Source organism: Lacipirellula limnantheis, from assembly GCF_007746075.1.
GTDB lineage: Bacteria > Planctomycetota > Planctomycetia > Pirellulales > Lacipirellulaceae > Lacipirellula > Lacipirellula limnantheis.
In genome coordinates, this window is sequence record NZ_CP036339.1 from 5,401,923 (window position 1) to 5,420,248 (window position 18,326).

Below are 18,326 nucleotides of genomic sequence, written 5' to 3' on the forward strand. Positions count from 1 at the left end.
CTTCCTTCGCCAGGTGAGTGCTCAGCGCTTGCGGATGAGGACGCGGGATTGCTGACGCTCGCACGTCAGACCGGCCGGCTCAAGCAGGGCTTCGAGCAATCCATCGAGGTCGGCCTTCGCAACCTTGCACGAGACGAGCACATTGCGGTCGGCGGCGGTGGCGGGAATCGCGGCGTCCCACTCCAGTTGCAGATCGAGTTGCGTCGCCAGTTGATTCAGCACCGCAGTAAGCGGCTTGTTTTCGATCGTTAGCGTGAAGCGACGGTCCTCGAGCTCGCTGCCCGCCACGTTGGCCGCGCCCGATCTTAGCGCTGCGGCGGCCGCGGCCACGGCGCCCGTGGACCGACCCGACAATGCAGCGCGTAGACGCTGGTGATCTTCAACGCGAGCGACGATGGTGGGCCGGCTTCCGTCGCCGGACGACGTTGCCTCCGGCAACGCGGCGACCGCGGCGTCGAACGCCGCCGACTGAGAACTCGGCACTCGATATTCTTGTGCGATCGCCACCGGCCGATCGATCGGCTTGATTTCCAATATCTCGCCATCGTTCGACGGCTCACAGGCGAGGTCGAAGCCGGCGAGGAGGAGAACGGCACAGTCAAGCGGCGCCATGGCAGGCAGTTTTCGGGCCGGCCACAGATCATGCGGCACAAGCTGTTCACCGCGGATATTCGCATGCGCCGCGGACGCGAGTTGCCTGAGAAGTTCCCGCGGCTCGCTCAGGCGATCGCACGTCCACGGTTGCGGTTTCAACCAGCGAGCCCGCACGGTCGCCGGCGCGCCGGAGAGAGGCTGCCGCGCCAGGGCAGCAAGCGTGGCGAGTTCCACGCACGTCTGCGGCGGACCGAAATAGATCACCCCTACAAATGGAACGGCGGCGGCGCCGAGCTGCTCGCCCAGCGACGCGAAAACTTCCGCAGTCGGCCGATCGACCGCCGTCAGGGTGATTAGCGCTCCGGGATCAATTCGCCGGTCGCACCAGATCGCCAGCGACTGCGCGTCTCCAAGTCGCTGGAGCGCCGTGTGCAGCGGCACTTGCTGCCAGGTGATCGAGATTGGCTTCGCTAACTGCTGCAGCGATTGTGATTCAGCGCCTAGCGCTCCGTGGGCGACAAGAAGTCCCGCGACGAACAACCAGTACGAGAGCGCTCGCGGCAATCGCCGTGACGCCATTCGCAGATTGTTGCAACGTTGACCCATCATTTGATTGCGGGGAAGAGCGAATCTGCCGCCGCGGTAATTGCTAAACGCTTCGCGTCAATAGAGAGCCAGAGGGCATTTGCCCCTTTTTTACATTCTCGTTGAGCAATCTGGGATTGCAATTACACTGGCCATATCGACCTCGCTTGATCGCTCGCCGGTTCGCCGCGACCAATGGATGAGGACGACCAATCTCCTCGGTTTGCAGCGGAATTTGCCGTGAGTGACGATTTTCGCCAGGGTCCGTTGCTGGTCGATTTCTTCGAGCAATACCTCGACGACCACGATATTGCGCAGTTCCTGCGATTGACCTCAGAACGCTACTTCATCGGCACGCTCGAACGCCTCGCCCTGAACGGCGAGCGGATGTCGCGTCGCGGGGCGGTGCTGGCACTGGGCCGGCTGAGCGACTACCAGTCGAATTCCGTCCTGGGCCGAGCGCTAGTCGATTTGGACCGCGGGGTCCGGACGCTGGCGGAGAATGCGATTGGGCTGGTGTGGAATCGCGTCGGATTGACGATTCATCAGCGGCGATTGAGCGCGGTTGGCGAGCAACTTGACGACGGCGACTACGACCGCGCTTCGACGCTGGCAGGAAAGATTATCCAGGACGCTCCCTGGATCGCCCAAAGCTGGTTCCAGCGCGGAAAGGCGTACTTTCACCTCGGCCAGTACGATGCGGCGACTCGCGACTGCCATCAGGCGCTCGAGATCAACCCGTACCATTTTCAGGCGGCCGCCGTCATGGGCGAAGCGTACGAGATGCAGCACAATCTCGTGGCGGCGCTAGAATCATTCCGCCGCGCACTGCGACTCAATCCGAATATGGAAGAGGTGCGGGCGCGGGTGATTCAATTGCAGCGAGCGCTCAAGAACCAATAAGCGTCGCGGCAGACTCTCTGTCACCGGGGAACTCGCATTGCGCTTCGTCTACGGCGGAGCCGGTGGCCTTGGTGCGGCGCTCGTGGAAGAGGCAAACGCAGGGAGCCAACTCTGCTAGCGGCGGACGACGCCATCGGTCGGGTTCAATTGGCTCATCGCCTGGCGGACGCCGGCAGCATAAGTTTGCGGCGAGGCCTTGAACTTTTCCATCGTCTCCTTCGACGAGAAGAGGTAAAACTCTTCGCCGTATTTGAAGCCGAAAGATCGCGACCCGTCTTGGGAAATCTGACTATCCAGCAGAAGCACCGGATCTTTGCCGGCGAACACTGGACTGTATGAGTCGGGCGCCGCGAGGAACTGCTCACGTTGTTGCGGGCCCGTGAAGAGGTACGTGCGGCCGCGGTGCACGGCGCCGAACTGAGGATTGCCGTAGGCCCACTTGTTGAGCGTTTTGAGCGTGACCGGGCAGCAGCCGTCAAAGCATAGCGGCGGGGAGCCGGCCGGCAAATCGGCTTGTTCTGGCTTCTTTATCGTTGGGGCGTGGACGGCGGATTGCTGGACGGCGGCGCCTTGCTGAACCTGCGCCGTTGCTTGTTGCGTAGCCGCCGGCGTCGAAGAAGCTTGCTGTGCTGAAACTGCAGCGATCCCGGTCGGCTGCGTCGCGGCCGCTGGCTGCGCCTCGGCGGCGTAGACGTTTTGAGCCTGACCGTGAACCTGGGGATTTGCCGCGGTTTGCATGTAGGGATTGCCCTGCGCTTGCGGCGTCGGCGTCACCGTCGCCTGTTGCGCGGCAGCGCCGGCCGGAATGGTTGAATTTCCGAGCCCAGCGTACGCGGCGTTCGTACCGACGGAATTCGGCGTGCGCGTCTGGCGGAAGTGATGTGCGAGATTCTGCAACTGAGCCACATAAGGCTCGGGAGCGTTGGGAATTTCGGGGCTGGCAATCGGATTGCCGTCGGGCGTGACGATGACTTCCGTCGGCACGCGCTCAATGCGATAGCGGCCAGCCAAGGCCTTCGCCACGTCGGCGTCGACGCGGACGGGGACGTAATCGATTTCGAGCGCAGCGCCGACTTGCGGCTGACTGAAAACGGTTTGGTCCAGCGCCTTGCAGGGACCGCACGTGCGAGTGGTGAAATGGAGCAGCACCAACTTGTTCGACTGCGCGGCCTCGACCATCGCAGCGTCGACGTTCGTTCGCCAATTCACTCCCGTGATCGGCGCCTGCGCTTGAAGGAGTTGCGAGACCGAGGCGACGGCGAACAAGACGCCCGCGCGGAGCGCGACGAGTCGGCTTACCATTTCGGATCCATCCGCTGCAATGTGGTGGCGAAGAGCGATGAGTGAACGCATCCCTGGGCTTGGTTCGGCCGAGGTTTTCGCTCGTTCTTTGTATCGGCGCGGCGGCGACGAGATCTTTGGTAATCTTTATCGAGGGGGCGGACGTTGCCGGTCATCCTGGAGAAAAGACGAATGCGCCGACCCTCGTGGGCCACGCTTCACCACCAATCTCAACTGCTTTCATATCAACAACTTACAACCACCGCTCCAATGAGCCGAGGCGGCGGCTATGTGACTTGGACCAATTGGCGTGAGTGGGCGGACTGGCAGGACAGGCGTCCGGACGGAATGCCGTCGGGAGAACTCTCCCGAAGACCCTAAGCCAGCTTGACAAAGGGGTTAGCGTGGCTAATATTAGCGCGTAGTTCAGAACCCTGCCGGCTAGTTTGCTGCAGGCTCTTGAAGCCAATTTTGGCTCCCCCGCGTAGCGCCGGCTTGTTAGGCGTGATGGGGTTTGGGGACGGGTCGTTGTTCTCGTGGGCGCGTGGTTTGACGCCCCGTCGGTTCAATGACCGTTGAGAGGCTCCCGCGAGCGATTGTGAATCGTCGCACGCAGGTTCGGTCCCTTAGCCAAGTTTGGCATGCGTATTCCTTCGCACAGTTCGTTACGGCGAGCAGACTTCGCATTGAGGCGTTCTGCGGCGGCAAGAGATCATCGCCGTCACGAGGTGCAGTTGTTTGGCGGGCGTTTCGTCGAGCGAGCAGCGGAAGACATTCGCTGCGACTTTGAGCAGAACGCCATTGATCTGTGGAGTCGATAGTCGACGGCGACAGTAGCGCCGCTGGCCGACAGAGACTTGTTCCCGGTGAAGGGAACAAGGGTCGTCGAAGGTTTCTCTGGCGGCTGTGTTGGGGTGCCGTTTGCGTGCCCCAAGGCTGCTGGTCGGCTCCTCGGTCGGTCGACTCGATTCGGTATCGCGAGCACGGGGAGAGGTGCAGAAGCGGTTCAAGACGTATCGTCGTGGGCTCTCCACGCATTAGCAGCTCTTTCGTCGCGCAGGGTGCGTTTTTCGAAGGGGCATCATTGGCCACGCCAAGTGGCATTAGGCGCCGCCCGGGCAACGGGCATTTCTGATCAGGATTTAGGATTTTCTCGCGCATGGGTAAGAAGCAACGGTCCGGCGGTCGATTCCGCGGACGGCAAAACAACAACAGCGGCGGTCAGGGCGGCGGCCAAGGGGGCGGCTATCAGGGCAATCGCCACCGCGGCGGCCAAGGCCAAGGCGGAGGGGGAGGCCAAAATCGCGGCGGCCAACGTCGCCGGCCCCAGTATCAGGATCAGCGCCGTGAATTCGACGGCCCGGACGGCGACTATTTGCCGCTGACGGCCGGGTCGGGCATCTTGGAAATGCACCCCAATGGCTACGGCTTTCTCCGCGATCCCTCGACCAATTTCAATCGCGAACGGACCGATCCCTTTGTTCCCGGGACGATGATCGAAAAGTTCGGGCTCCGCGAAGGGGTTCTCATCACGGGGATGGTGCAACACCATCGCAAGCAGCAAGGCCCGCGGCTTCGCGAGATTCTCGACGTCGACGGCATGGCGCCGGAGGATTACCTCAACGTCAAATCGTTCGAGCAGCTGACGCCGATCAATCCGGAAGAGTGGCTGCGGCTCGAAACCGGAGCCCAGCCTCTCAGCACGCGCGTGATGGATCTCCTCACGCCGCTCGGCAAGGGGCAACGGGCGCTGATCGTCGCGCCGCCGCGCACCGGCAAGACGGTGCTGCTACAGCACATCAGCCAAGCGGTCTCGACCAATCACCCCGAAGTCGCGGTCATGGTGCTGCTCATCGACGAGCGGCCCGAAGAAGTGACCGACATGCGGCGGAACGTCAACGGCGAAGTCTTCGCCAGTAGCCTCGACAAGGACGTGGAAAGCCATGTCCGTCTGGCACAACTCACGATTGCCCGAGCTCAGCGACTTTCGGAGATGGGCAAAGACGTCTTCCTGTTGCTCGACTCGATTACGCGGCTCGCGCGGGCTTTCAACAAGTGGGTCGGCAACAGCGGCGCCACGATGTCGGGCGGCGTCAACATCAAAGCAATGGACATTCCCAAGAAGCTGTTCGCCACCGCGCGGGCCTTCGAAGAAGGGGGCTCGCTGACGATCGTCGGCACCGCCCTCATCGACACCGGCAGCCGGATGGACGAGCTCATTTTCCAGGAGTTCAAAGGGACCGGCAACATGGAGCTCGTGCTCGATCGCAAGCTCTCCGACCGCCGCGTTTATCCGGCGATCGACATCGAGCAATCAGGCACCCGCCGCGAAGAAAAGCTGCTGCCGCCCGAGATGCTGCACGCGACGACGATGTTGCGACGCACCTTGTCGTCGATGCATCACGTCGACGCCATGGAACAACTCACGAGCAAGCTCGGCAAGTTCAAGTCGAATGCCGAGTTCGTGTCGCTCATCCAAGGGGGCGTTGACTGAGCCATTTAGCGATGCTCGCGACGGAGCCGAAGGAGGCGCCGTTGAGGTTACCTCAGCGGCTAGTCGCTACCGCGGCCGACTCATTGCCACATCGACGCTTGATGGCGGCCGAGCGTGCGAGCGTGGCAAGTGCGAACGCGCCGTTCGTTGATCGATGTTAAACGCAAGCGCCATCGCGGATTGCACGCGCCGGGAAGTGTTCTATCATAGGACGTTCAGGCCATCTCGGGAGGGTAAGCGAATGGCTAGCGTCCTGATTGGAATTCAGGTGCCGGGCAACCGGTTGCGGGTTCGAGTCCCGTGCCCTCCGCTCTTGCCTATGTGCGCGTTCGTAACTCGTTGACGTGTATAACTTTCTACTTCTGACATTTTTCTTCTCCTTCCTGGTGTGCACAAAAGTGTGCATATCAGCCGAACGTCACGCTGACGTTCAGCGATCTTCGCTGGGCTTGTCGCCGTCGTCGCCGAACAGCCCCAGCATCGCCTGCTGGGAGATAGCGTCGGCGACGTGAGTGTAGGTTTTCATAATGCGGGCGTCGACGTGACCGACCCACTCGCGGACGATCGCCTCCGGTACCCCGTGCGTCAAAGCGTGGGATATAAAGCTATGGCGAAAAGTATGTTGATGGCCCTCGAGTTTCAGCTTCTTGAGAACGGTCTTTAAGTAGTCTAGGGCCCGACGGTCGGAGATTTGCCGAGCTGCGACTGGGCATTTGGCCGACGGCAGTGCCGTAAATACCCAAAGCCACTGCCGTGGTTGCTGCATTAACACGGCGCGTAGCTCGGCTCCCATCGGTACCACGCGCTGATCGCCCGTCTTGGTCTTCCAGCCTTCGTTTGGACGGATGTGGATGACTCTGTTTGCAAAATCAACATCCTCCCAGGTTAGCCCAGATGGCTTCGCCCGCGTGAGCGCCTGTGTAGGCAAGAAACCGAAAGTACGCTTGATAAGGCGGCTTGGCACTCGCGAGAATCTGTTCGACTTGGCCAGCCGTCCAGAATGGCTGTGGCGTCGCCGGCGCCTTCTCGATCTGCAATCCGTGCAAGGGGTCTTCAGTGATCAGCTTACGTTGTAAGGCGAAGTTGACCATCTGCCCGATCGTCACGAGATCGTTGGTCACTGTCTTGGGCTTCGATCTTTCGGATCGGTAGTTGCGGTACGCGTCGACGAACCGATGGTCGATCTGGCTGAGCCGGAGCAGACCACGTTCGTCCGCGATTTGTACAACAATCCGGAAGCAGTATTTCTTTTTTCTTATCTTATTTTCCGACCGCCACTGGCCGCAAAGACACTTGATGTATTCGTCAATCGCGTCAACGATCAGCGATGGCTTAGGAGGCTCCACATGGCTGCCGGCCAAGATATGGCTTTCGAGCTCCAAAGGCGAGCTTGCGGGCTTTGCCCGCGTGCTCTGTGCCCAACGATCGCCGCATGGGGCGCCCGTCGATTCGTAAGTAAGCGTACCACTTCTTTGAGCCCGCGCGTCGATAGATCGAGACTACCTCGCCGACGAGTTCATATTTTTCGTTTTCGTTCCGCACCATTTGTGCTCGTACGCCGCCAAAAATAAACTTAGGTCAGCTTAACAACTTCGTACCCGACGACGCCCGCAACTCAAACGCTCGGTTCGGTCGGCGCTCAAGTAGCAACGTCACAATCATCACCTCAAACGTTCCTTCTTCAAGTCCGCACCGCTAAGCCTGTAACTTACCGGTCGCTTTGCGAGCGGGAGCCGGCTACCGCTAAATCCAGTGCCGTTTGGCGGCATGAATGCTTGGGGAGCTTAACGCCCAGCCCTCAGTGAAGAGGCTTCTGCGACGGCGTCCAGCGAGTATCGCACGGGTGCCGCACGGACTTGCTCTCTGCTTTTTCAGCTCTCGCCTGTCGCGAGGGCGGTTGTGTACCTCACACGACCGCCCTCGACAGGGGCGGTCCCTTTGGAAAGGAACGTCCCATGAACTGCTCACCGATCGTCGCTGCTGATGACGCCCCTCCCCTCCCCTGGCAAGCCTCGTTCGTCCAGATGCTGCCGACGATCCGGCGCTACGCACGAATCGCCTTCCGTGAACTGGCCCCCGAAGAACGCGAAGAGGCGATCCAAACGGTCATCGCTTCGGCTGCGGTCGCCTATGCCGGGCTGGCGCAGTCAGGGCGAGCGAAGCTCGGCTACGCCACGCCGTTGGCCCGTTACGGCGTGCGGCGCTATCGATCCGGGCGATTGACCGGAAGTCGTGACAATGCGGCGGACGTCGGCTCGGTGAAATGCCGGCTGCGCGGCTGCCGCACCGAACCGATCGACTCGATCGCCCAGTCCATTAGCGACTACCGACGGGCAAGTCCCGCGGAGATGGCGGCGCTGCGGATTGACTTCAGCCAGTGGTACGGTTCGCTCTCCCGTCGTGATCAGCGCGTGGTCCACGCGCTGGCGCAGGGGGAACGGACGAGCGCCGTCGCGGAGCTCTGTCGGCTGACCGCCGGACGAGTCAGCCAGCTGTGGCGCGAGCTCCACGACAGCTGGCGGCTGTTCGTGGGAGATGCGGCTCCGAGTCCGTGCTAGAGCGCGCGGGAGAGCTGCCAGCGCCGGGGCGCGCGCTCTGGCGCTGGCGGCCGCCCTGCCCTCTCCTGAAGAGCAAGGGGGGCTTTGCTTAGCTATCAGCGACGAGGCGCGCTGGTTCTAGTAACCCCGTCCACCGCCCTCGACGGGGGTTGTGGATATTTGCGCACACTCAATTCAAATAGCTCGCGTTGGCCGTCGCCGGGATTACACTGCACTTCCGTACGCCGGGTGGTGGTTGAGGGGCGATTCTAGGCAGTTTGTCGCTCCCTCCCGCCCAGCATTTCGACTCTTCACCTCGCCGCGGCTCACGCGGCTGCGCCGCCGCTAGAAGAGCGGAGCAACAAGAGGAGCGGCGTTAGCTTATTGCTTCAGCGATTAATTCGATGGTGGGGGGATTATTTTGGTCAGCGGCAAAAAGAGAATGTCCGCCGGGCAATGTGGATCGTTAACCAAAACCTGGAAATAGTCGCTGCATTTGACGTCGCGAAACCGATACCTGCGACAGTAAACGCCGATCGCGTCGTCTTTTGAAGCAAGTAACGAGCGGCAAAGCGCATTACGCAGTTTACGAATCTCTTCGTAGACAGGGGCCAAGTCATTGCACGGCAATTCAGCCAGAACTACCCAAACGTCGGGCCGCCGGCTCGCGTTGCTGATGACCGTCGTGGCTATCGTCGATCGTCCGATCCCCTTCGAAATGCCTTTGGGGCTCAAGAACATCGCGTGCAAGGCCTCGCGGTTCACGACCTTGAACGGTGAACGGCCGTTGTGGCGCGGCGGCTATCTGGCAACTCGCGGCAAGGTTGGTCTGTAGCAACCTTGTGTGTAAGTTGTTTACGATCTCTTGCACGCGGCGACAATATTCACGCACCGCCTCCGCCGCGCCCTCCGGGAGGCGGACAGGAACGGCGATGCAACACTCAAGAACGCGGTTGCACCCGTTTGCCACACCCTGCCCGACGACTGCCCGCTGCGCCACATATGCGCCACAGTCATCAGTTGGGGGGAGCGATTTTTAGCACTCTAGAAACTCGCGGCAGGTGCCGCAAACCCTTGCTGAGAAAGAAGTACCGGAGGTCGGACTTGAACCGGCACGGCCTTGCGGGCACTGGATTTTGAGTTCTCAATTATCAGTCCGTTTAGTAGCGGTTCGATAGATTTCCCTCTACATTGCGACTCTCGCAGTCAAGCATCACGGCGCCGCGCTGGCGTTAGGTGACTCTTTGGGTGACCAGGCCTTCGTGGCCGCAGCCGCCGATATGTTACTGCGAAAGTTGCGAGCAACCGACTTCCGAGTAGTGCCAGAGGACAACAAGGTCGTTTTTTGCTACATCCCCTTTGGGCCCATCCGTCTTGCTGTAGGATCGAAGTTGGCGACCAACGCCAACAGCATTCGAGGACGCATAGTTCGCCGGGCTCGATCAGGATGCGGGCAATGCCCGCCTTCGTAGCCGTACGGTGATTTCTCGCTGCTGGTCACCGGTGAGGTGAAAGGCTCCGCGTTCTGCAACGTCGATCCCGTTATTATCAGGACGGCGCTGAGACTGCGTCTGCAGCGGACTGCGGCAATCCGCCTCTCAGAATTTTGTAGACAAAGTAGACGTTTGTTTATTTTGTCGACCGCTCTCAACAGCGGATGTTCTCAAGCTACTGGCATGCTCGTTGGCTGGTCATTGTGAACCACCCCAACCCCTTAAGGAGATCCTTGCCATGTCGTCGCCAACAACGAAGCGACAACCGTCGTTCATCGATCCCAATCGCCTTTATGCCCTCCGCGGGTTCCAAATCGACGCTGACATTACGCCGACCAGGATGAGGGAGGCTCGCCTGCAGGGCGTGAAGCCGACCATGTTAAAGATCGGCAAGCGTGTATTTATTCGTGGCGCAGACGCCATCGATTATCTCGAGCGGCTCGCCGAACTCTCGGCCCCGAAATAACGTGAGGGGCGTCACAGATGGCCCGAATCAGAACGATCAAGCCGGAATTCTGGTACAGTGAGCAAGTCGAAGAGTGCTCGCCGAGCGCTCGCCTATTGTTCATCGGCATGTGGAACTTCTGCGACGACGGCGGTGTCCATCCGGACTCAACGAAGCGCCTGAAGATGCAGGTCTTCCCGGCCGACAACTTCAGCGGCGAGGATATCGCCGGCTTCGTCAACGAGCTCGTTGCTGCTGGACTTCTCCGGCGGTTCGAAGCGGACGGCAAGCCGTACTTATCGGTCACAGGCTGGCACCATCAGAAGATTGAACGCCCCACCTACAAACATCCTCGCCCACTTTCCAACGAAGGTTCGGCGGCCGCTCGGGGAGCACGCGACGAGGAGTCGCCGAGTACTGCACAAGCGCCCGATGGCCCCTCGCCGAATGGTGAGCGAGAGCTCGACGAGCTTTCGGCGAACGCTCGTCGAACGCTCCCCCCCGGACGCGATGCAGATGCAGACGTATACGGGGCTGGGAATGTAGATGAGGCCAAACCCTCAAAAGGCCCCGGCCGAATGCGGAAGCCATCGGTTGAGGAAGTACGGGATTACTGCCGCGAGCACGGCTATACGATCGACGCCTGCCACTTCGTGGATCACTACATGGCTAATGGTTGGATAGTCGGCAAGGCTCCCATGAAAGATTGGAAGGCTTGCGTCAGAAACTGGGAAAGAAACGAGCATCGCAGAACGGGACCTAAAACTGCCAGCGATGATCCACACGGAAACCAACAGAGCCGCAACAAGTTCTTAGCGAGCATCCCGAATGACTAGAAGCAGTTTTGCTCTGTTGAAAACAAATAGGTCTTTTGTGGTGGTCTTTAACGCCGGATGGCGTAAGCCAGGACTTGAAGTGCGGCCTCGGCGAACAGACTGGCTTGATGGCGCGCGGCGAGCATCGATCCAGTGGTCCGCTTCAGTCCGCTCATGAAGGATTCGACGATCCAGCGTTGACCGTAACCGTTTCGTTTCAATCGACGTGGAGTCATCTTCGACCGGTGTTTTCCGTTGATTTGCCCGTCTTGGCGATGCACGGCTGGCGGAATCCAGCTGGTGACTCCCCATCCGTCGCGACAGTACTGATGAACCCATTCCGCGTCATATCCAGCTTCGGCAAACAACGTTCGAGGCTGAACAGCCGCCTTGGACTTGTCCAACAGTTCACGAGCAACGGCTTTATCGTTGCATGGTCCCCAACTCACGGCCAGCGCCGCTGGCGTCATCGAGCCGCACAGTACGCAGACCGAGAGCTTCACGTACTTCTTCCGCTGCAACCCGCTGCGCGTGCGAAAATACGCGCTCGCGGAGGTGGTCTCGACGCCAGTCGAGTCGATCGCCACCGCTTCGTTCTCCCCTGCCACAGCCTGCACGATCTCGGCCAGCATCGCGTCGACGATCGCCAGCGTGTCGCTGCGGTCGGCGAAGTACTTCAGCGTCGAGTAGTGCGGAAGCCGCTTTAAATCGAGCCATTTTTGCAACTCCGCCGAGGCGTCCAACACGTCGATCACGCCCCGGTAAGTCGTTTTCAAGTAAGCCCGCAGGATCAGGCAGGTCATAAGTTGAGCCTGCGTGAACTTCTTCGGGCTCTTCAAATGCGAGTACGGTTGCATGTAGCGGCTCGCCAATCGCAGGCTCAGCCGCGCAACGTCCAACAACGTGTTTCGCTTCGCGCTCATAACCAAATGGTTTAGCGCCAAGCACTTAATTCAGCAAGATGTTTTCAACAGAGCAAAACAGCTTCTAACCACGAGCGATTGGCGAATGCAATCACCGCGTTGGCGGACACCTATCGCCAAAAAACTTCCGAAGGCCTCTTTCACGGCTATCGCCTCGGACTGGCCGGGATCGCGATCGACAACATTGAGCGCGCCTGTTGCCTAGCATTCCAGCGGTCGAAGTTCATGCCAACCCCGGCCCAGCTTAGGGAGCTCGCAGTGACCGGTGGCGCTAGTTACGAATAAGTCGCCGATCGCGCATTCGCCGTTTTTCTCAACGCCGTACGTCGTCATGGGAGTGACCACTCGGTTAACTTTGAGGACGGGGCCATTAACGCGGCGGTGCGCCGCCTAGGAGGCTGGAAGTCCGCCTGCGATCAGCCCGCATCAACACTCACAGTGTGGTACCGAAAATCCTTCATAACGACCTACGTTTCCATTCTTCGTGAGGGTGCCAGTCAGGATGAGCTCCGGTATCTCAGCGGCACACTGGAGTCGCAGTACGACGCCTGGGATGGTTGCGAACTCGCCGGCGGGAGGATCTTCAACGCGCGCGAATTCGGTGGAGGCGTCCATTCGATTGGCGGATCGTACCAGCCGGCGCTCCCCTCTCCCGCGCCGGAGTCGAAACGGGCAATTTCGAGCGTAGCCGCCTCAGTTGGTCTCTCGCTCATGTTCGTATAACCGTCGGCGCCCGCGTTACGACAGCCAGTCGAACGTCGTAGCAGCGAGTCTCGCAGCGAAAGGCAGGTTCATGATGATCGTGGATGATCGGACCATCGCCAGGCTCAAGCCTACGTTTAAGCTTGTTGCGGACGTACTCCGCACCGGCCATGGCCGCCTCGACGATCACGACCGTGACGATATTTTCCGCTGCGTCGTCGTTGCCGTCGATCGTCTACTGCCCGGCGAGCTGTCGCGCATCGTCGCCCGGGTACGACGGGCTTTGCGACGGTCCCGCCCTCGTTCCATCGTGGCCTACTTCAAGCAAGCGGTAATGAACGCGTGTCGAGATGCCGGCGTCGACTTTCGCATGGCGTCGCAGTTCCCACTGCCACAGCCAGGGGCAAACATAGCAACTCAACCTTCGGCGTTGCCGTGTGCAATCGCTCGCGGAGCGGAGACCACGTCGTGAAGGAAGCGCGACCATGCTTGTCGTCCAACAGTCGGGCGGGGCTTTCGAACCGGCGCCTGTACCGACGCCAGTGAGATTGCCGAACATGCTGCAGCGATTCGGGCGACTTAGGCATCGACCATAAGTAGCAGCAGAAGCAGCAGAAGCAGAAGATGGGTCCTCCTAGCGTTATGTCGCGCACCGTTTCCCACCGGCCTCTCGCGCAGAAAACACACTGTCCATGTCCTGAAACATTGGCAACGCTGCATTGCGCCGGATCGTCCCAGCGTCATTCGCCTCGTAGCGGGGTTTACCATCGGACTCGTGCTCGTTGCAATCAATACATTGGCGATGTGGTCTACGGGCCAGGTCACTTAGGTTCGTGCGTCAGCGCCGAGCCATTCCGACGCCGCGATGCCCCTTGTGGCATTCGTATTACTGGCAAGCCGAGAAGAACTGGCATTCCACGGCTATCCGCTCCGTCGACTGGAAGGATCCTTCGGGCTAGGAGTCGCCCAAGCAGTCGTGGCGCTGGTCTTCGCGATCGAGCACGTCGCTGGAGGCGCAGACCGGGCGAACGCCTTTCTCGGGAGCGGCATTGGAGCACTCCTCTTCGGCATGGCCGCGATCGCATCGCGCAGACTTGAAATGCCGATCGGCCTCCACGCGGCCTGGAATATCGGCGACTGGATTCGCGGCGGCAAGGATTCCAGCGGACTTTGGCAGCCGATCGTCGATCAAGAATACGCGACCAGCGTTGGGATGGCTGGCATGGGTAGCTACATCGCGGTATTCCTAATGACGACTTTCGGCCTCTGGATGTGGCATCGTACGCTCGGCAGATCTGGCGTCGCTATCGGTTAGAGCCCCTCGCGACGCCCTCGCCGTCAGCTCGTCCGCGAGGGTGGCAGCGTCTGGATGCGTGCGAACGTCGGCCAGGTTCGCCGTAGACGCACCCTCGATGGCACGGCGGGGGCCCGTCTGGCGTGTGCGACGCGTCGACCATCCCGCTGTTCGCCAACGGCGCCTCAACCGCCTCGGGCGGGTTCCGTAGGCCGGCTTAAGGCCGATTGCTGGCCCCAGGGACCAAGCACCTGCCTAATAAAAGAAGCTGGCCGGCGTCGCCCCCCCAGGGTGACGGTGCGCTACGGCAACCGTCGGCGACGCCGGCCAGCAGTTCGATCGACGCCGGGCTACCTTCGGCAAGAAGGTAACCCGACGCCAGACTCATGACATTCAGACTTCAACCGCCTTAGCGGCGTGACCGCCACAGGCCGAGACCGCACAGGGCGACCATGGCCGAGGCGAGAGCCGTCGGCTCAGGAACGGCGCCGACTGCGGCCCCGACGTTGACCGTCGCCGATGCGCCAAAGTTGGCCTTCCAGGTGGCCAGATCGGCCGGGCTCAGCGGGCTGGGCGATCCGCCCCGCTGCCAGACCAGGAAGTCGGCGCCATCGACGTCGCCGTCGTTGTCGAAGTCACCTGCCGTGCCAGTGCTGAGCAGCGAGGTGAGCTTGTAGTTTTCGCCGCCCAAGGTCCCAGGACCCGCCCCATCGGCGTCGAAGACGCCGCTGACCGAGAAGTAGGTGCCGAAGGTGTCGCCCGTCAGGCCGCTCTTGCCGTTGGCCTGCAGGATGCCGCGAGTCCAAAGTTCCTCGTAGGAGGCATGCACTGCGGTGATCGAGAAATCGGGTTCCATGGTCCCGATCCAGATACCAGAGTGATCGACGGTGATGGAACCAGAACCGGTGAAGTTAATCGTATGCTTCTCTCCAAGTGCCGTGCCTTCACCATCGCGACCATACCAGAAAAGCATATCGGGCTCGACGCCAGCGCCGAACGCCCCTTCAAGCAAGTCGATATTGCCGCTGTCGCCCCCTGTCAGGTCAATCGTACCATTATTGACGGTAATTGTGTTCTCGATTCCGTAGTCGTCATCACCGCCCGCGGAGCCAACCCAGAGCTGCCCGTCGTTCTCGATCTTTCCGCCGTTGACGACCTTGATATTAATTTCTTGGCCTGGCTCGCCAGCGAAGCCGCCGAGGATAAACGCACCGCCGTTGCCGACGCCAGCCCCGGTTTTCACCCGACGAAACGTGCCGCCATCGACGGTCAGGTCTTCAACCCAACGCGTCCAAGTTCCATCCTCAGCGAGCAACGTGTCGAGCGTCAACGAGGCGCCGTTCTTCACCGTCATGCTGGAGAAGCCGTTATTGTTCTGCAACCGGAAGTCCGAATCACGGTTATAGGTGACATCGACGCCGGCGCCCGAAATGACGATATTGTGGCCGCCTTCGCTGCCGTTCTGTCGGCCGAAGGCCGTTTGCGAGTTTTGGTTGCTCGCCCCGCCGGTGGTATCCCACTCGGCGTCGTCCCAGTTGCCGTCGCCGCCGCTCCACGTGACGGTGGCGCCTTCCTTGCGAGTGACCTTGTAATCGGCCGATCCGGGCGTTCCCGTCACGGTGAAGTAATTCGCAAAGGGACGCGGGCTGGTATCGCCAAAGAAAATCTCGCCGCTCATGCCTTTTCCTTTGAGGATCCCATCGTTCCAGAGATCCTCGTAGGTGCTGCGAGTGGCAGGAGTCGCGTTGTCGTCAATGTCGGGTTGATTCCAGGTCCCGTCGGCATTTTGCCGGTAGACGACGATGCCGCCTTGGTCGACCGTGAGCGAACCAGGGCCTTGGAAGTTGATTTCGTAGTCCTCGTTTTTCGGGTCGCCGCTGCCGTCCTGGCCGGCGCCACTTCCGAATTGGCGACCGTACCAGATGGCTAGGTCGGCCCGCACATCGTGCGAATTGTTCGCGGCTTCATGCGAGGTACCGCCGGTGAGATCCCACGATCCGCCGTTGATGAGCGCGCTCACCTTGAGACCGACGGCGTGTTCTTCGTCGGCGCCGAACCAGACCTGGCCATCGTTCTTCAGGAGGCCGCCGTTCGTGGTGTTGATCGTAATCTGCTGATCTTGCAAGCTCCGCCACGAGCCCACCATGAGAATGCCGCCCGCTTCGGCGGTGCCGCCAGCCGTCCAATTCCGTTCAAACGTGCCGTTGTCGAGGTTCAGATCGGCGTCCCAAGTGGTCCAGTTGCCATCGGGATCGCCGGTAATGGGCGTGTTGTGCGTCAGCTTGGCGCCGCCGGTAATCGTGAAGACGCTCGGACCGGCCGAGCTGCGCGGTCGCAGCGACTTCGAGGACGAGTCGAACAACACTTGCGAGCCGCCGCCGATGGTGACATTCAGGTTGCCGTCGCCGCCGTTCTGGTTTCCCATCACCGCGGCCGGGGCTTGGCCGCCGTTCCACTTCAGATCGGACCATTCGCCATTCCCGCCGTCCCACGTGACGACCGTCTGGGCGAGGGCCGCGTTGCCCAGGGCGCCGGCAACGGCAAGACATGCTGGAGCAAACCATACTCGTCGAATCATGGCAGTACCTTCTATTACATGCAGAGAGGGGGGCTCTAGAATCTGTGCGCAATCGCAGTCGGCGCCTGTCGCGCCAGCGAAGCAAGGCCTTTCCGGCCAACATTCCGGGTCACGGAACGGCCTCGCGAAAAGTTGAAAAATTAGAAAAGGTCATCGGCCCACAACCGATTATGCGTGCTGTCCCGGTCGTGCGGCCGTCTACAGTACACGGTGTAGAGTAAGCGAAACCTCCGGCGAAGTCACGCATTTTCTCAACTGTCGCCCTTAATTTTTTTCAAAAATTGATCGACCGAGGCCTATCGCGGTCGCGCGGTTGACAAGTTGCGAAGTCGCCCGAGCGCCGGTTGACCATTCGCGCAAGACTACCCGCATCTTGCGACTGACGCGAGGTCACCCCGCCAGAGATTGTGCCTCGCCCGACGCCTCCGCCGAAACTTGGCGGCGGCGTCTGGAAATTCACGCCCTGCTCGCCGCCACGGTCGCCAATCGCGACAGCAGGGCCCGGGCGAATTCAACTCGCGCTGCTTTTGTGGGCGACGATGATATGATGCAGCTAGATGTCTACACGATGCGTTCGCGTCGTTCAGAAACTGGAGAGAGTCATGCGAATTGCACGCCGTCGGCGCTTGCTTTCCAAGTGGAGCGCTGGATTCACCCTCGTCGAACTCCTGGTGGTCATCGCCATCATTGGCGTTCTCGTGGCCCTGCTTCTGCCAGCAGTGCAAGCAGCGCGAGAATCGGCGCGGCGAACGACCTGCATCAATCAGCTGAAACAGTTCGCCACGGCCGCTGTGAATCACGAGAACTCGGTCAAGCACTTCCCGACCGGCGGCTGGGGCTGGAGTTGGGTCGGCGACGCCGATCGGGGCTTTGGCCAAGATCAACCGGGCGGTTGGATCTACAACATCCTGCCTTACATGGAACAAGCGGCAAAGCACGACATGCCGAAGGATGGGAAGCCGAACGAGCATACGGATCCGCAGCTCGAAGGCGCCCGCAAGATGCTGATCGACCCCATCTCGATTCTCTACTGTCCCACGCGCCGGAACGGCAAGTTCTACAACGAAGGCAAACGCAACAAATTTGCCAACAATTCCGCCACGAACCCAGCGGACCAGCGTGACTTCGTGGGGCGAAGCGATTATGCCGCGAACGCGGGAGACCACTCGATCGGTTCCGGCAAGGGCGGCCCCGGCGGGATGGGAACGCCGGCCATCATGGCGATGTATGACGAGTGGGTCACCGTGAACAAGACCGGACTGCTTCACCCTCGCGAAAACCCTACGGGGAATCTCGAGTTGACGGGCGTGAGTTTCCAACGCAGCGAGATCGGTTTTCGCCATATTGAGGATGGGTCGAGCAACACGTATCTGTGCGGCGAAAAGTACTTGGATCCCGCGGGTTACGACAACGGCAAAGACACCGGCGACAACGAAACGTGGTGCACTGGGCACAATAACGACAACTTTCGTACGACCTACTTGCCTCCTTCAAGGGATGGGATCAATCCCAGCAGTCCAACGAATCCGGAGAACGGCGAGATATTCGGCAGCGCTCACCCCACCACCTGGCAAGCCGCCTACTGCGACGGCCACGTCGTTACGGTGAGCTTCGACGTTGACCCGATCGTTCACAAGAACCGCGGCAACCGCAAAGACGGCAATACCGACGTGCAATAGGAT

Annotated in this window: 14 protein-coding genes, 1 tRNA gene and 1 pseudogene; 10 read left to right on the top strand and 6 right to left on the bottom strand. The window is 60.6% G+C overall.

Features of this window, described 5'->3' with window-relative positions; all coding sequences use genetic code 11:
• Positions 1–21 precede the first annotated feature (21 nt).
• Positions 22–1,200, bottom strand: a complete 1,179-nt coding sequence (locus I41_RS21040) for a hypothetical protein (RefSeq protein ID WP_210421020.1) — start codon at positions 1,198–1,200, stop codon at positions 22–24.
• 219 nt (positions 1,201–1,419) lie between these two features.
• On the opposite strand from I41_RS21040, the gene I41_RS21045 reads away from it, so the two are divergent.
• Entirely contained in the window at positions 1,420–2,082 is a 663-nt protein-coding gene (locus I41_RS21045) for a tetratricopeptide repeat protein (protein ID WP_168207066.1), read from the top strand.
• Positions 2,083–2,196: 114 nt separating this feature from the next.
• On the opposite strand, the gene I41_RS21050 is transcribed toward I41_RS21045, so the two are convergent.
• On the bottom strand, positions 2,197–3,384 hold the full coding sequence (locus tag I41_RS21050) for a thioredoxin family protein (RefSeq protein WP_168207067.1): 1,188 nt from the start codon (positions 3,382–3,384) through the stop codon (positions 2,197–2,199).
• Positions 3,385–4,522: 1,138 nt separating this feature from the next.
• Between I41_RS21050 and rho the strand changes: the two genes are divergently transcribed.
• Both rho and I41_RS21060 read left to right on the top strand, forming a co-directional pair.
• Complete coding sequence (gene rho, locus I41_RS21055) at positions 4,523–5,857, top strand: transcription termination factor Rho (protein WP_145434883.1); 1,335 nt, start codon at positions 4,523–4,525, stop codon at positions 5,855–5,857.
• 228 nt (positions 5,858–6,085) lie between these two features.
• Positions 6,086–6,167: transfer RNA gene (locus tag I41_RS21060), tRNA-Ser, on the top strand.
• A gap of 120 nt (positions 6,168–6,287) precedes the next feature.
• Here the strand turns inward: I41_RS21060 and I41_RS21065 are convergent.
• Both I41_RS21065 and I41_RS27485 read right to left on the bottom strand, forming a co-directional pair.
• On the bottom strand, positions 6,288–6,821 hold the full coding sequence (locus I41_RS21065; protein ID WP_168207068.1) for a tyrosine-type recombinase/integrase: 534 nt from the start codon (positions 6,819–6,821) through the stop codon (positions 6,288–6,290).
• Positions 6,727–7,239: a tyrosine-type recombinase/integrase gene (locus tag I41_RS27485; protein ID WP_168207069.1), complete on the bottom strand. Its 513-nt coding sequence runs from the start codon at positions 7,237–7,239 to the stop codon at positions 6,727–6,729. Before I41_RS27485 ends, I41_RS21065 begins: the two co-directional genes overlap by 95 nt.
• 573 nt (positions 7,240–7,812) lie before the next feature.
• Here I41_RS27485 and I41_RS21070 point away from each other — a divergent pair.
• The 4 genes from I41_RS21070 to I41_RS21080 all read left to right on the top strand — a co-directional run bounded on the left by I41_RS21070 (position 7,813) and on the right by I41_RS21080 (position 11,168).
• Complete coding sequence (locus tag I41_RS21070; RefSeq protein ID WP_145434885.1) at positions 7,813–8,415, top strand: hypothetical protein; 603 nt, start codon at positions 7,813–7,815, stop codon at positions 8,413–8,415.
• 649 nt (positions 8,416–9,064) lie between these two features.
• Positions 9,065–9,229, top strand: coding sequence for a hypothetical protein (locus I41_RS27490; protein WP_168207070.1), 165 nt, complete (start codon positions 9,065–9,067; stop codon positions 9,227–9,229).
• Between the two features lie 896 nt (positions 9,230–10,125).
• Positions 10,126–10,353, top strand: a complete 228-nt coding sequence (locus I41_RS21075; RefSeq protein ID WP_145434886.1) for a hypothetical protein — start codon at positions 10,126–10,128, stop codon at positions 10,351–10,353.
• A gap of 95 nt (positions 10,354–10,448) precedes the next feature.
• Complete coding sequence (locus I41_RS21080; RefSeq protein WP_145434887.1) at positions 10,449–11,168, top strand: hypothetical protein; 720 nt, start codon at positions 10,449–10,451, stop codon at positions 11,166–11,168.
• 47 nt (positions 11,169–11,215) lie between these two features.
• Here I41_RS21080 and I41_RS21085 read toward each other — a convergent pair whose 3' ends face one another.
• Positions 11,216–12,070: a transposase gene (locus I41_RS21085; RefSeq protein WP_145434888.1), complete on the bottom strand. Its 855-nt coding sequence runs from the start codon at positions 12,068–12,070 to the stop codon at positions 11,216–11,218.
• Positions 12,071–12,430: 360 nt separating this feature from the next.
• Between I41_RS21085 and I41_RS28680 the strand changes: the two are divergent.
• A pseudogene (locus I41_RS28680) lies at positions 12,431–12,793 on the top strand (hypothetical protein); the annotation flags it as partial.
• An 844-nt stretch (positions 12,794–13,637) separates the two neighbouring features.
• Entirely contained in the window at positions 13,638–14,087 is a 450-nt protein-coding gene (locus I41_RS21090) for a CPBP family intramembrane glutamic endopeptidase (protein ID WP_145434889.1), read from the top strand.
• 388 nt (positions 14,088–14,475) lie between these two features.
• On the opposite strand, the gene I41_RS21095 is transcribed toward I41_RS21090, so the two are convergent.
• Complete coding sequence (locus I41_RS21095) at positions 14,476–16,644, bottom strand: hypothetical protein (protein WP_145434890.1); 2,169 nt, start codon at positions 16,642–16,644, stop codon at positions 14,476–14,478.
• 602 nt (positions 16,645–17,246) lie between these two features.
• On the opposite strand from I41_RS21095, the gene I41_RS21100 reads away from it, so the two are divergent.
• Entirely contained in the window at positions 17,247–18,323 is a 1,077-nt protein-coding gene (locus tag I41_RS21100) for a DUF1559 family PulG-like putative transporter (protein ID WP_210421021.1), read from the top strand.
• Positions 18,324–18,326 lie beyond the last annotated feature (3 nt).